Annotated in this window: 13 protein-coding genes and 1 pseudogene; all 14 read left to right on the forward strand. The window is 69.7% G+C overall.

Annotated features, from left to right (window positions below):
• Positions 1 to 181: 181 nt before the first annotated feature.
• The 14 genes and pseudogenes from AMK26_RS11150 to atpE all read left to right on the forward strand — a co-directional run bounded on the left by AMK26_RS11150 (position 182) and on the right by atpE (position 13,075).
• Entirely contained in the window at positions 182 to 1,960 is a 1,779-nt protein-coding gene (locus tag AMK26_RS11150; RefSeq protein WP_241837859.1) for a trypsin-like serine protease, read from the forward strand.
• 89 nt (positions 1,961 to 2,049) lie between these two features.
• A complete protein-coding gene (locus AMK26_RS11155) occupies positions 2,050 to 2,592 on the forward strand; it encodes a hypothetical protein (protein ID WP_073754352.1) in 543 nt (180 codons plus the stop codon).
• A 261-nt stretch (positions 2,593 to 2,853) separates the two neighbouring features.
• The gene (locus AMK26_RS11160) at positions 2,854 to 3,948 is read left to right on the forward strand and encodes an LCP family protein (protein WP_073754353.1); all 1,095 of its coding nucleotides are present in this window, start codon (positions 2,854 to 2,856) and stop codon (positions 3,946 to 3,948) included.
• A 133-nt stretch (positions 3,949 to 4,081) separates the two neighbouring features.
• Complete coding sequence (rpmE, locus tag AMK26_RS11165) at positions 4,082 to 4,303, forward strand: 50S ribosomal protein L31 (RefSeq protein ID WP_073754354.1); 222 nt, start codon at positions 4,082 to 4,084, stop codon at positions 4,301 to 4,303.
• Between the two features lie 106 nt (positions 4,304 to 4,409).
• On the forward strand, positions 4,410 to 5,489 hold the full coding sequence (gene prfA / locus AMK26_RS11170) for a peptide chain release factor 1 (RefSeq protein ID WP_073754355.1): 1,080 nt from the start codon (positions 4,410 to 4,412) through the stop codon (positions 5,487 to 5,489).
• Positions 5,490 to 5,521: 32 nt separating this feature from the next.
• Positions 5,522 to 6,403: a peptide chain release factor N(5)-glutamine methyltransferase gene (gene prmC, locus AMK26_RS11175; RefSeq protein WP_179166411.1), complete on the forward strand. Its 882-nt coding sequence runs from the start codon at positions 5,522 to 5,524 to the stop codon at positions 6,401 to 6,403.
• Positions 6,404 to 6,575: 172 nt separating this feature from the next.
• Positions 6,576 to 7,223: an L-threonylcarbamoyladenylate synthase gene (locus AMK26_RS11180; protein ID WP_073754780.1), complete on the forward strand. Its 648-nt coding sequence runs from the start codon at positions 6,576 to 6,578 to the stop codon at positions 7,221 to 7,223.
• Complete coding sequence (locus AMK26_RS11185) at positions 7,220 to 7,858, forward strand: arsenate reductase/protein-tyrosine-phosphatase family protein (protein ID WP_073754357.1); 639 nt, start codon at positions 7,220 to 7,222, stop codon at positions 7,856 to 7,858. Before AMK26_RS11180 ends, AMK26_RS11185 begins: the two co-directional genes overlap by 4 nt.
• A 99-nt stretch (positions 7,859 to 7,957) precedes the next feature.
• Positions 7,958 to 8,187 (forward strand): annotated as a pseudogene (locus AMK26_RS11190) (protein-tyrosine-phosphatase); the annotation flags it as partial.
• A gap of 150 nt (positions 8,188 to 8,337) precedes the next feature.
• Entirely contained in the window at positions 8,338 to 9,591 is a 1,254-nt protein-coding gene (gene glyA / locus AMK26_RS11195) for a serine hydroxymethyltransferase (protein WP_073754358.1), read from the forward strand.
• Between the two features lie 106 nt (positions 9,592 to 9,697).
• A complete protein-coding gene (locus AMK26_RS11200; protein ID WP_073754781.1) occupies positions 9,698 to 11,014 on the forward strand; it encodes an MraY family glycosyltransferase in 1,317 nt (438 codons plus the stop codon).
• A 263-nt stretch (positions 11,015 to 11,277) separates the two neighbouring features.
• Positions 11,278 to 11,715, forward strand: a complete 438-nt coding sequence (locus tag AMK26_RS11205; protein ID WP_073754359.1) for a hypothetical protein — start codon at positions 11,278 to 11,280, stop codon at positions 11,713 to 11,715.
• Positions 11,716 to 11,940: 225 nt separating this feature from the next.
• Positions 11,941 to 12,753: a F0F1 ATP synthase subunit A gene (atpB, locus tag AMK26_RS11210; protein ID WP_073754360.1), complete on the forward strand. Its 813-nt coding sequence runs from the start codon at positions 11,941 to 11,943 to the stop codon at positions 12,751 to 12,753.
• A gap of 79 nt (positions 12,754 to 12,832) precedes the next feature.
• Positions 12,833 to 13,075: an ATP synthase F0 subunit C gene (gene atpE / locus AMK26_RS11215; RefSeq protein ID WP_023586533.1), complete on the forward strand. Its 243-nt coding sequence runs from the start codon at positions 12,833 to 12,835 to the stop codon at positions 13,073 to 13,075.
• Positions 13,076 to 13,096: the final 21 nt, after the last annotated feature.

Consider the following 13,096-nt stretch of genomic DNA (forward strand, 5'->3'; position numbering starts at 1 on the left):
GCGGGAGTTGACAGCTGTAGCATCAGCGCCTTGAGGTGGGGGGATTCCGCCGCGCAGCACGAGCCGAGGCCAGGGGGGTTTTCCGGCTCGCTGCCCGCACACCAGCCGTACCCCGCCATCGTCATGGACTCTTCCGGCGTGGCAATCGTGCTTCGCCGGGTCGACCCAAGGGGTTTACTCAGTGCAGATACGCACGCGCGGCGGCCGTCACCGGCGCCGTATGACACTGGCGCTGCCGGCCGCGGCCGCAGTCGTCGCCCTGGTGGGAGCGGGAATCGCGGTCACCGGTTCGGACTCCGCGGAGGCCGGCGAGGCCCCCCGCATCAGCGCGGAGATGAACAAGCCTTCGCAGCCGCCGCAGCAAGAGCTGCGCCAGCGCGCCGCCAAGGCGATGGAGGGCGACGCCAAGAGCGAGCGCTCCCTGGTCGAGCAGCCGGACGCCGCCGCCTCCGACAGCGGCAGCGCCCCGAGCGCCCGCATCATCGGCGGCTCCGAGACCACCATCTCGGCCGCGCCCTGGATGGCGCAGCTCCACTTCTCGGACGCCACCGGCGCCGGGTACTTCTGCGGCGGCGTCGTGATCGCTCCGACGAAGGTCGCCACGGCGGCGCACTGCGTCAAGGGCATCAAGTGGTACCAGAACGGTACGGTCATCACCGGCACCGACCAGCTGCCCACCGAGAACGCCGACGGTTCGTGGAACTTCCACGGCGGTCAGCTCTTCGGCGCCTACCGGCAGTGGAACCACCCGGCGTACAGCCCGTACACGCTTGACGCGGACGTCGCGGTCCTCACACTGACCGCCCCGACCACCGTCAAGCCTCTGCCGCTCGCGCAGCCGACGGACGGCGCGCTGTACCAGGCGGGCCTGGACGGCAAGGTCTACGGCTGGGGCCGCACCAGCTCCACCGAGCCCAACAGCGCCTCGCAGACGCTGAAGGTGGCCGACGCCGACATCGTCTCGGACAGCAACTGCGCCGCCGCCTACCCGGACGGCTTCATCAAGGGCCACATGCTGTGCGCCGGCGCCGCGCCGACCGGCAGCGACGAGACCAGCGAGACCACCTGCAACGGTGACTCCGGCGGCCCGCTGGTCGTCAGCGGCCGCCTCGTCGGCATCGTGTCGTGGGGCGACGAGAACTGCTCGGCCGCCGGCAAGTACGGCGTGTACGCGAAGGTCTCCACGTACTCCGCGCCGATCCAGTCCCGCGTCGACGACGCCAACTGGAACTACGACCACACCGCGGACCTGCTGGCCCGCCGTGCGTCGGACTCGACCATGTTCGCGTGGACGTCGAGGGTCACCTCGCTGAGCCGCACGGAGAACATGGGCTACTTCGGCGGCTACACGCTGGCGCTGCAGAACGACCTGGACCGGGACGACTACGCGGACATCCTGAACCGCTACAACGGTGACATCTACTGGTCGCACTTCGTCCCCGCCGCCGAAGAGTGGCAGCACAAGCTCGTCGCGAAGGGCTGGGGCAAGCACAAGGCGATCCTCACCCCCGGTGACGTCACCGGGGACGAGCTGCCCGACATGGTCGCGGTCGACTCGGCCGGCACCATGCGCGTCTACCCGGGCCGGGGCAACGGTGGCTTCAACGCCCCCGTCTCCGTCGGCACCGGCTGGGGCAAGTTCACGATGATCCGCGGTCACGGTGACTTCACCAGCGACGGCAAGCCGGACATCTTCGCCCGTGCCACGGACGGCAAGACCTACCTGTACAAGGGCACCGGCGTCGCCACCAAGCCGTGGGCCGCGCCCGTCCTCGTCGGCGCCTTCGGCTCGATGAACGCCCTGGTCACCACCGGTGACGTCAACAGCGACGGTGTCGCCGACGTCCTGACCCGAGACACGGCCGGCAAGCTCTGGCTGTACCCGGGCAGCGGCAAGGGCGGCTTCCTCGCCCGCAAGGACTTCGGCAGCGGCTGGCAGGCGTACAACCTGCTCGGCTGAGCCGGTCCACCCCAGCAACGCCCCTGTGCCCGCCGTGCACCCGCACGGCGGGCACAGTCGCGCCAGACCAAGCGGAAGGCCGCTCTCCCATGCGTACCAAGATTGTGCTCGCCCTCGTCGTGGTCGCCGTGGGGTTCCTGGCCGGGTGGTCGGGCTCGCCCGCGTTCGACGGCCGACGGGCCGGGGAGGCGATCCATGGCGGACAGCACGCGCAGGGAACGGTCGGATACGACCATGCGCGGGTGGGGGAGGAGTGGTGGTTCGCCCTGCCGCTGCCCTACAACCAGAGCAGCCGGCCGCTGCGCATCACCAAGGTGGAACTGATCGACGTGCCCGCCGGCCTGGAGGTCGCGGGCTATCCCGCGTTCGATCTGGACGACACGGACGGGGTGCCCCTCCTCGCCAAGGAGGGCGTCCCGCACATGCCGCGGTTCAGCCGGCTCGTGGACCATTCCGCGGCCGGAGTGGTCGTGGAGCCCAACTCTTTCAGCGGGTACTACTACGCGGCGCACCTGAAGATCACCGGACCGATCCGGGAGAAGGGGCAGGGCTGCCGGTTCCAGTACGAGCAGGACGGCGAGAAGTACGAACAGATCGTCGGCTGCGCGTTCGCACTCAGGCTCGAGAAGTGACATCCCCCTGCGAGCTTCGCCACGCCGCCGACCGCCGACCGCGTCTGGCGCACGCGGCAGGCTCCCGGCAAAACCACAGGTGAGAAGCTGCCTGCGCCCATCGCGCACCCGCGCGGTGGGCACAGCGCCTTCTTAAGTACCTCTTAGCCGGCCGTGCAACCCTTTGGTCCGCCTCCCCGTCTGACAGGTCAGCAGCGCCTGATCACCACGCCTGATCACCACGGCTGGGGGTAGCGGAACCAGCGAGGGACTGAGGAGAACATGGCCGAGCAGGGGAAGACCAGCCGAATACGCGCCACCGGACGCCGACGCCGCGAACCGGCCAAGGGACGCAGGGCGCTCACCGTCGCCGCGTGGTCCGCCGCCGGGCTGGTGCTGGTCAGCGGCTGCGGGCTCGGCTACGTCTACTTCACGCTCAACGGCAACATCCAGAGCGTCGACATCAACGCCCAGCTGCGTGACGACGAGCGCCCCCGGAACGTCGACAACGGCTCCATGGACATCCTGGTCCTGGGTTCCGACTCCCGCTCCGGCGCCAACGGCGCGTACGGCAGGGACGAGGGCGCCGCCCGCTCCGACACGGCGATGATCCTGCACCTGGACGAGGGCCACCGGAAGGCCAGCGTCGTCTCCGTACCGCGCGACACGATCATCGAGCGGCCCGACTGCACCGACAAGACGGGTGCGACGGTCCCCGGCGAGCGCAAGGCCATGTTCAACACGGCGTACGAGGTCGGCGGCCCGGCCTGCGCGGTGAAGACCGTCGAGAAGATGTCCGGCATCCGCATGGACCACTACATCGAGGTCGACTTCACCGGCTTCAAGAAGCTCATCGACGAGCTCGGCGGCGTCGAGGTCACCACCACCGAGGCGATCAAGGACAAGAGCAGCCACCTCGACCTGGCGCCGGGCACCCACACCCTCACCGGCGAGCAGGCCCTCGGCCTCGTACGCACCCGCAAGGGCGTCGGCGACGGCAGCGACCTCGGCCGCATACAGCTCCAGCAGGCGTTCATGAAGGCCTTCATCGAGCAGGCCAAGAGCGTCGGTGTCTTCACCAACCCCAAGAAGCTGTGGGACCTCGCCGACACCGCCACCAAGGCGATCACCCCCGACTCCGAGCTCGACTCCGTCAAGGAGCTCGCCGACTTCGCCGGTGGCCTGAAACAGCTCGGCGCCGACGACGTCCACATGATCACGCTGCCGGTGCGGTACGACCCCGCCGACCTCAACCGCGTCGTCCCGCTGGAGGCCCAGTCCCAGCAGGTGTGGGCCGCCCTCAAGGCCGACCGGCCGATCCCGGCCTCCGCCACCAAGGACGCCGCCAAGGGACACGCCGACGGCGTGGTCAAGTAGCCCGGAATAGATCCGGCCACCCCCCGGTTTTGGGAGATACGGCCGGTCCTGGCAGACTGGTACGTCGGCCCCGGTTCACGCACGCGCAGCCCGCACGTGCGACCCGGCGCCCTCCCGAAACTAGGAGACACCCTTGAAGCGCGACATCCACCCCGAGTACGTCGAGACGCAGGTCAGCTGCACCTGTGGCGCGTCGTTCACCACCCGTAGCACGATCCAGGGCGGCAACATCCGTGCCGAGGTCTGCTCCGAGTGCCACCCGTTCTACACGGGCAAGCAGAAGATCCTCGACACCGGTGGCCGTGTGGCCCGCTTCGAGGCCCGCTTCGGCAAGAAGGCCGGCTCCGCCAAGTAGCGAGCCATTGCGCCGGTCTCCGGCCGCCCCGCGTCGCCGGGGTGGCCGGGACCGGCGCTTTGCCGTCTTCCACAGCAGCCATTTCGTTGAAAACCAGGAGCCCCCGATGTTCGAGGCGGTCGAGGAACTGATCGGCGAGCACGCCGATCTCGAGAAGAAGCTTGCCGACCCTTCGGTCCACGCCGATCAGGCCAACGCCCGCAAGCTCAACAAGCGCTACGCCGAGCTGACCCCGATCGTCGCCACGTACCGCTCCTGGAAGCAGACCGGCGAGGACATCGAGACCGCTCGTGAGTACGCGCAGGTCGACCCCGACTTCGCCGCCGAGGCCAGGGAGCTGGAGAAGCAGCGCGAGGAGCTGACCGACAAGCTGCGGCTGCTGCTCGTCCCGCGCGACCCCAGCGACGACAAGGACGTCATCCTGGAGATCAAGGCGGGCGCCGGCGGCGACGAGTCCGCCCTGTTCGCCGGCGACCTGCTGCGCATGTACCTCCGGTACGCCGAGCGCGTCGGCTGGAAGACCGAGATCATCGACGCCACCGAGTCCGAGCTGGGCGGCTACAAGGACGTCCAGGTCGCCGTGAAGACCAAGGGCGGCAACGGTGCCACCGAGCCCGGCCAGGGCGTCTGGGCGCGGCTGAAGTACGAGGGCGGGGTGCACCGCGTGCAGCGCGTGCCCGCCACCGAGTCGCAGGGCCGTATCCACACCTCCGCCGCCGGTGTCCTGGTGACGCCCGAGGCCGAGGAGATCGACGTCGAGATCCACGCCAACGACCTGCGCGTCGACGTCTACCGGTCCTCGGGGCCCGGCGGCCAGTCCGTCAACACCACCGACTCCGCCGTACGCATCACCCACCTGCCGACCGGCATCGTCGCCTCCTGCCAGAACGAGAAGAGCCAGCTCCAGAACAAGGAGCAGGCCATGCGTATCCTGCGCTCCAGGCTGCTCGCCGCGGCCCAGGAGGAGGCCGAGAAGAACGCCGCGGACGCGCGCCGCAGCCAGGTGCGTACGGTCGACCGGTCCGAGAAGATCCGGACGTACAACTTCCCGGAAAACCGGATCTCGGACCACCGGGTCGGCTTCAAGGCGTACAACTTGGACCAGGTGCTCGACGGGGAGCTCGACGCGGTGATCCAGGCGTGTGTCGACGCCGACTCCGCCGCGAAGCTCGCTGCCGCCCAGTAACACTCGATATTTGCTCAGCCCGGAGGACCAGCGTGCAGCAACATTTTGGGGGGCGACCCCCAAGCCCCCGCAGTGTGCTGCTTGCCGAAGTGGCCCAGGCCACCCAGCGGCTGGCCGACGCCGGCGTGCCGTCACCGCGCTTCGACGCGGAGGAGCTCGCCGCGTTCGTGCACGGCGTCAAGCGGGGAGAGCTGCACAACGTCAAGGACGCGGACTTCGACGCCCGCTACTGGGAGGCCATCGCGCGCCGCGAGGCCCGCGAGCCGCTCCAGCACATCACCGGGCGGGCGTTCTTCCGCTACCTGGAGCTCCAGGTCGGCCCCGGTGTCTTCGTGCCCCGCCCCGAGACCGAGTCGGTCGTCGGCTGGGCCATAGACGCCGTACGGGCGATGGACGTCGTCGAGCCGCTGATCGTCGACCTGTGCTCCGGCTCCGGCGCCATCGCGCTCGCCATGGCCCAGGAGGTGCCGCGCTCGCGCGTGCACGCCGTGGAGCTGTCCGAGGACGCGCTGGTGTGGACGCGCAAGAACGCCGAGGGGTCCAGGGTCACCGTCCACCAGGGAGACGCCCTGACGGCCCTCCCCGAGCTCGACGGCCAGGTCGACCTGGTCATCTCCAACCCCCCGTACATCCCCCTCACCGAGTGGGAGTACGTCGCGCCCGAGGCCCGCGACCACGACCCGGAGATGGCGCTCTTCTCCGGCGAGGACGGCCTCGACACCATCCGCGGCATCGAACGCACCGCCCACCGGCTGCTGCGCCCCGGCGGCCTCGTCGTCGTCGAGCACGCCGACACCCAGGGCGGCCAGGTGCCGTGGATCTTCAACGAGGAGGCCGGCTGGGCGGACGCCGCCGACCACCCCGACCTGAACAACCGCCCGCGCTTCGCGACCGCGCGCAAGGCGACGCCATGACGGCACGGTGCGCAGCGGCGCCGGAGGCGCCCGGAACGAGTGAGCCGGGGAGCGCCGGTGCCGAAAGGGAGAGCGCGCGGAGGTCCCGAGGGGACCGAGCACGATCGACCGTGGGCGCACGCTCGAGCGTCCCGGCGGTGAACCGAGTGACCATGAAATGGGAGGCCCGCTGATGGCACGGCGATACGACTGCAACGACGCGACCGACCGCACGACCGGCCTGCGTGAGGCCGCGTCCGCCGTCCGACGTGGCGAGCTCGTCGTGCTGCCCACCGACACCGTGTACGGGATCGGTGCGGACGCCTTCAGCGCCGAGGCCGTCGCGGACCTGCTCGCGGCCAAGGGACGCGGCCGCAACATGCCCACCCCTGTCCTGATCGGCTCCCCGAACACCCTGCACGGCCTCGTCACGGACTTCTCCGAGCAGGCCTGGGAGCTCGTCGACGCCTTCTGGCCCGGCGCCCTGACCCTGGTCGCCAAGCACCAGCCGTCGCTCCAGTGGGACCTCGGCGACACGCGCGGCACCGTCGCGATCCGGATGCCGCTGCACCCGGTCGCCATCGAGCTGCTCACCGACGTCGGCCCGATGGCCGTCTCGTCCGCCAACCTGACCGGCCACCCGGCGCCCGAGGACTGCGACGCCGCGCAGGGCATGCTCGGCGACTCCGTCTCCGTGTACCTGGACGGCGGCCCGACGCCGGGCATCGTCCCGTCGTCGATCGTCGACGTCACCGGCGAGGTCCCGGTCCTGCTGCGCGCGGGCGCCCTGTCCGTGGACGAGCTGCGCAAGGTGGTACCCGATCTCGAGGTGGCCAGTTGACCGCCCCTGAGGGGCGTGGCATAGGCACGGAGAACTCGTTCCGCATCCTCCACGTCAGCACCGGCAACGTCTGCCGCTCGCCGATCACCGAGCGGCTGACCCGCCATGCCCTGTGCTCCCGCCTGGGCGACCCCATGGGCGGTGGGCTGATCGTGGAGAGTGCTGGCACCTGGGGCCACGAGGGCGCCCCCATGGAGGCCAACGCCGAGATCGTCCTCGCCGACTTCGGCGCGGACGCGAGCGGCTTCGTCGGCCGCGAGCTGCTCGACGAGCACGTCATCCGCGCCGACCTGGTGCTGACGGCGACCCGCGACCACCGCGCCCAGGTCATCTCGATGGGCCACTCGGCGGGCCTGCGCACGTTCACCCTGAAGGAGTTCACCCGCCTCGTACGGGCGATAGATCCGGCCACGTTGCCGGACCCTCTCAGCGACGGCATGGTGGAACGCGCTCGCGCCCTGGTTCGTGCCGCGGCGGCGTTGCGTGGCTGGTTGCTTGCTCCCAGCGCGGAGGCGGACGAGGTGAACGATCCGTACGGTGCGCCGATCACGTTTTTCCGCTCGATCGGTGACGAGATCCAGCAGGCCTTGGATCCGGTGGTCACGGCCCTGACGGGCGTTCCGACCCGGCGCTGACGGGGGCGGCTCCGTCGGCCGGAGGCCGGCGCAGCGCTCCCGAAGCCTGTGAGGCCCTCTGGGGCCGAGCAGTGCGAGGGGCGCGTGGGGGATTGGGTTCCGGCCAGGTTGCCGGACCCTCTCAGCGACGGCATGGTGGAACGCGCTCGCGCCCTGGTTCGTGCCGCGGCGGCGTTGCGTGGCTGGTTGCTTCCCTCCAGCGCGGAGGCGGACGAGGTGAACGATCCGTACGGTGCGCCGATCACGTTCTTCCGCTCGATCGGTGAGGAGCTCCAGCAGGCCTGGATCCGGTGGTCACGGCCCTGACGGGCGTTCCGACCCGGCGCTGACGGGCGACGGGCTCCGTCGGGGATGGGGCCCGGGTGGTCACGGCCTTGACCGGGGTGCCGACCCGGCGGTGATGTGGCGTTGGCGGGGCGCGGAGCGGTTCGCGGGCCTACATTGGGGGAGACGGGGCCCGCCCACGCATGGAGCCACTGATGCCGGTCACCGCTGCTGCTGCCGATGTGCGTGATGTCGACGTCCTGCGACGGCAGGATCCGGAGATCGCCGACGTACTGGCGGGCGAGCGGCGGCGGCAGGCCGACAGCCTGCAGCTGATCGCCGCCGAGAACTTCGCCTCGCCCGCCGTGCTCGCCGCGCTCGGGTCGCCGCTCGCCAACAAGTACGCCGAGGGCTACCCCGGCACCCGGTACCACGGGGGCTGTGAGTACGCGGACGCCGCCGAGCGGATCGCCGTCCAGCGGGCCACCGCCCTCTTCGGTGCCGATCACGCCAACGTCCAGGCCCACTCCGGCTCCTCGGCCGTCCTCGCGGCGTACGCGGCGCTGCTGCGGCCGGGTGACACGGTGCTGGCGATGGGCCTGGCGTACGGCGGCCACCTCACGCACGGGTCGCCGGCGAACTTCTCCGGCCGCTGGTTCGACTTCGTCCCCTACGGCGTCGACGCCGAGTCGGGCCTCCTCGACTACGAGCAGATCCGCGTCCTCGCCCACGAGCACAAGCCGAAGGCGATCGTGTGTGGCTCGATCTCGTACCCCCGGCACATCGATTACGCCGAGTTCCGCGAGATCGCCGACGAGGTCGGGGCGTGCCTCATCGCCGACGCCGCCCACCCCATAGGGCTCGTCGCGGGCGGGGCCGCGCCCAACCCCGTCCCGTACGCCGACGTGGTCTGCGCGACCACGCACAAGGTACTGCGCGGCCCGCGCGGCGGCCTCCTGCTGTGCGGCGGCGAGCTGGCCGAGCGCATCGACCGCGCGGTGTTCCCGTTCACGCAGGGCGGCGCCCAGATGCACACGATCGCCGCCAAGGCGGTGGCGTTCGCGGAGGCGGCGACACCGGCGTACGCGGCGTACACCCATCAGGTGGTGGCCAACGCGCGCGCCCTCGCGGACGCGCTCGCCCAGGAGGGCTTCGCCATCACCACCGGCGGCACCGACACCCACCTGATCACCGCCGATCCGGCGCCCCTGGGCATCGACGGGCGCGCCGCCAAGGCCCGCCTGGCGGCCGCCGGCATCGTGCTGGACACCTGCGCCCTGCCGTACGGGGACGGGCGCGGCATCCGGTTCGGTACCGCCGCCGTGACGACCCAGGGCATGGGCGCCGCGGACATGGAGCGGATCGCCGCGCTGTTCACGGCGGCGCTGCGCGGGAACGAGGAGGCGGCCGGAAAAGTCCGGTCGGACGTACGTGAACTGGCCGAGCGATTTCCCCCGTATCGGGGGTAGAAGAGCGGCCGTGCAACCGCCCGCGGCACCCGTGTGTCCTCAACCATGGGCAGAGCAGAGCTAGGGTGTGGGGCTGAGATGGCCAGCGATTCCTGTGGGGCAGCCCGTGCGTGATTACCTGCTGACGCTCTGTGTCACGGCCGCGGTGACCTATCTGCTGACCGGCCCGGTGCGGAAGTTCGCCATCGCGGCCGGCGCGATGCCGGAGATCCGCGCCCGGGACGTGCACCGAGAACCGACGCCGCGGCTCGGCGGTATCGCCATGTTCTTCGGGCTGTGCGCGGGGCTGCTGGTCGCCGACCACCTGACGAACCTCAACAGCGTCTTCGAGCTGTCCAACGAGCCACGCGCGCTGCTGTCCGGCGCGGCCCTGATCTGGCTGATCGGCGTGCTGGACGACAAGTTCGAGATCGACGCCCTGATCAAGCTCGGCGGCCAGATGATCGCCGCGGGCGTGATGGTCATGCAGGGCCTGACGATCCTGTGGCTGCCCATCCCGGGCATCGGCACGGTCGCGCTCACCCAGTGGCAGGGCACGCTGCTGACGGTCGCCCTGGTCGTCATCACCATCAACGCGGTGAACTTCGTCGACGGCCTCGACGGTCTGGCCGCCGGCATGGTGTGCATCGCCGCCGCCGCGTTCTTCCTGTACGCCTACCGGATCTGGTACGGCTTCACCATCGAGGCCGCCGCCCCCGCGACGCTGTTCGCGGTGATCCTGATGGGCATGTGCCTGGGTTTCCTGCCGCACAACATGCACCCGGCGCGCATCTTCATGGGTGACTCCGGCTCGATGCTGATCGGCCTGGTGCTGGCCGCCTCCGCGATCTCGATCACCGGCCAGGTCGACCCGGACGCGCTGAAGATCTTCGAGGGCTCGACCCGGGAGGCCACGCACGCCGCGCTGCCGGTCTTCATCCCGCTGCTGCTGCCGCTGACGATCATCGCGATCCCGGTGGCGGACCTGGTCCTGGCGATCGTGCGCCGGACGTGGAACGGCCAGTCGCCGTTCGCGGCCGACCGGGGGCACCTGCACCACCGGCTGCTGGAGATCGGGCACTCGCACAGCCGGGCGGTGCTGATCATGTACTTCTGGTCGGCGCTGATCGCCTTCGGGACGCTGGCGTACTCGGTGCACTCGGCGTCGATGTGGATCGTGCTGGTCATCGTCGCGCTGAGCGCCATCGGACTCGTCCTGCTGCTGCTGCCGCGCTTCACGCCGCGCGCCCCGCGCTGGGCGGAGGCCTTCGTTCCGCCGCGCTACCGCCGCCGCAAGGTGGAGCCGGTGGCCGCGGCGGCGGCGCCGTCCCCCTCGTACGGTGAGGAGGAACGCGTACCGGTCCCGGCGGGGGTCAACGGGGCGACCGCCCTCAGCGCCCTTCCCGAGCTCCACGACCGGCGGAAGGCCGGAACGCGCGGTTGACGGGCCTCACAAGCGCGGCCAATACCACGTAAACCGGCCCGCTGTCCTGCACACACGCGCAGGGTCACTCTCATGTGTGAGAGTCAGCACACCTCAGGGTAAAGACCTCATCAAATAGTTTGTGATACCGTTCACGAGACCCGGCGACAGAGCCGAAGGACCGTAGTGCGACGGTTCCTCGGCCCCCGAGAGCACGCCTCGGACCGGGCTTACGCTCGTCCATGACGACACCACTGCCCCCACCAGCAAGCGGAGATGCCGCCATGCCGTCCAACGACGCACGCACCCTGCTGTACGCCGCCGTACCCACCCTCGCCACCGGCGCTGTCGCCACCGTGGTGAGCGGTGTGGTCGCCGGCGGCAAGGGGGCTCTCGGCGCCGTGGCCGGCACGCTCGTGGTCGTCCTCTTCATGGGGATCGGGCTGGTGGTGCTCCAGCGGACGGCCAAGTCGCTGCCCCAGCTCTTCCAGGCCATGGGGCTGATGCTCTACATGGCCCAGTTGCTGCTGCTGTTCATGATCATGGCCCTGCTGAAGAACACCTCGCTGTTCGACTTCAAGGCCTTTGCCTTCACGCTGCTCGCGGCGACCATCGTCTGGGTCGCGGCCCAGGCCCGCGCCTACATGAAGGCCAAGATCCTCTACGTGGACCCCGCGTCCGACAAGGGCTCGAAGCCCGAGAAGACGGGGCCGTCGACGTGAGGAGTAGGGCCGGGATAAATGCGCGTTCACGATGCTGCTATCGTCCGGTGCCAACTGCGGCACTGCGGGCGCGGGCATCCGAGCTGACGCCTGTCCCAGCGCGAGGCTCGACGCCGAACCGCCGCCCCCCCATCCGTAAGACCAGTCCAGTGCCGACCCGCGGCTGCGTGCCGCGCCGACACAACGAGGTTGCCGTACCTATGCGCCACGCTGAAGGAGCCCGCGGTGAGTGCTGACCAGACGCTTGCCTTCGACCCGAGCTGTCACCTCTTCATCAAGGGATGTGGCTTCCCGGCACCGGGCCTCCACTCGTTCATGTACGAGCCCATCGCCACCGTGGCCGGCTTCGAGTTCACGAAGCCCATGCTGCTCGCGTTCCTGGGCTCGATCCTGATCGTCGCCTTTTTCTGGGCCGCCTTCGCGAAGCCGAAGCTGGTGCCCGGCAAGGTCCAGATGGTCGGTGAGGCCGGGTACGACTTCGTCCGCCGCGGCATCGTCTACGAGATCATCGGCAAGAAGGACGGCGAGAAGTACGTCCCCTTCATGGTGTCGCTGTTCTTCTTCGTCTGGATCCTCAACCTCTGGTCGATCATTCCGCTGGCCCAGTTCCCGGTCACCTCGCTGATCGCCTTCCCGGCCGGCCTCGCCCTGATCGTCTACGTGACGTGGGTCAGCCTCACGTTCAAGAAGCACGGTTTCGTGGGCGGCTGGAAGAACATCCTCGGCTACGACAAGAGCCTGGGTGCCATCCTCCCGCTGGTGATGGCGCTGGAGTTCCTCTCCAACCTGATCATCCGGCCCTTCACGCACGCGGTCCGGCTCTTCGCGAACATGTTCGCCGGCCACATGCTTCTCGTGATGTTCTCGCTGGCCACGTGGTACCTCATGAACGGGCTCGGCTTCGTCTACGCCGGCGCCTCCTTCGTGATGGTCATCGTGATGACCGCCTTCGAGCTCTTCATCCAGGCCGTCCAGGCGTACGTCTTCGTCCTCCTGGCGTGCAGCTACGTACAGGGCGCGCTCTCCGAGCACCACTGAGCCAGCCCCTCCCCTCAAGACCCCCAGTCATCCGGTGGCCAACCCCCACCGGGTCATTGAAAGAGAAGGAAGATCCGGCATGTCCGTTCTCCAGACCCTCGCCGCCGAGAACACCGTCTCCGGCAACGTGAACGCTGTTGGCTACGGCCTCGCGGCCATCGGCCCCGGCGTCGGCGTCGGCATCATCTTCGGTAACGGCACCCAGGCCCTCGCCCGCCAGCCCGAGGCGGCCGGTCTGATCCGTACCAACCAGATCATGGGTTTCGCCTTCTGTGAGGCGCTCGCCCTCATCGGCATCGTCATGGGCTTCGTCTTCCAGTAAGCCGGACCGACAGCCCAACCC

The sequence above is a fragment of the Streptomyces sp. CB03234 genome (assembly GCF_001905885.1).
Taxonomy (GTDB): Bacteria; Actinomycetota; Actinomycetes; order Streptomycetales; family Streptomycetaceae; genus Streptomyces.

What these genes read in the sequence shown, in the direction of transcription:
- AMK26_RS11205 (WP_073754359.1), top strand. Translation starts at nt 11,278, where the DNA reads ATGCCGTCCAACGACGCACGCACCCTGCTGTACGCCGCCGTACCCACC.
- glyA (WP_073754358.1), top strand. Translation starts at nt 8,338, where the DNA reads ATGCCGGTCACCGCTGCTGCTGCCGATGTGCGTGATGTCGACGTCCTG.
- prfA (WP_073754355.1), top strand. Translation starts at nt 4,410, where the DNA reads ATGTTCGAGGCGGTCGAGGAACTGATCGGCGAGCACGCCGATCTCGAG.
- AMK26_RS11180 (WP_073754780.1), top strand. Translation starts at nt 6,576, where the DNA reads ATGGCACGGCGATACGACTGCAACGACGCGACCGACCGCACGACCGGC.
- AMK26_RS11160 (WP_073754353.1), top strand. Translation starts at nt 2,854, where the DNA reads ATGGCCGAGCAGGGGAAGACCAGCCGAATACGCGCCACCGGACGCCGA.
- atpE (WP_023586533.1), top strand. Translation starts at nt 12,833, where the DNA reads ATGTCCGTTCTCCAGACCCTCGCCGCCGAGAACACCGTCTCCGGCAAC.
- AMK26_RS11155 (WP_073754352.1), top strand. Translation starts at nt 2,050, where the DNA reads ATGCGTACCAAGATTGTGCTCGCCCTCGTCGTGGTCGCCGTGGGGTTC.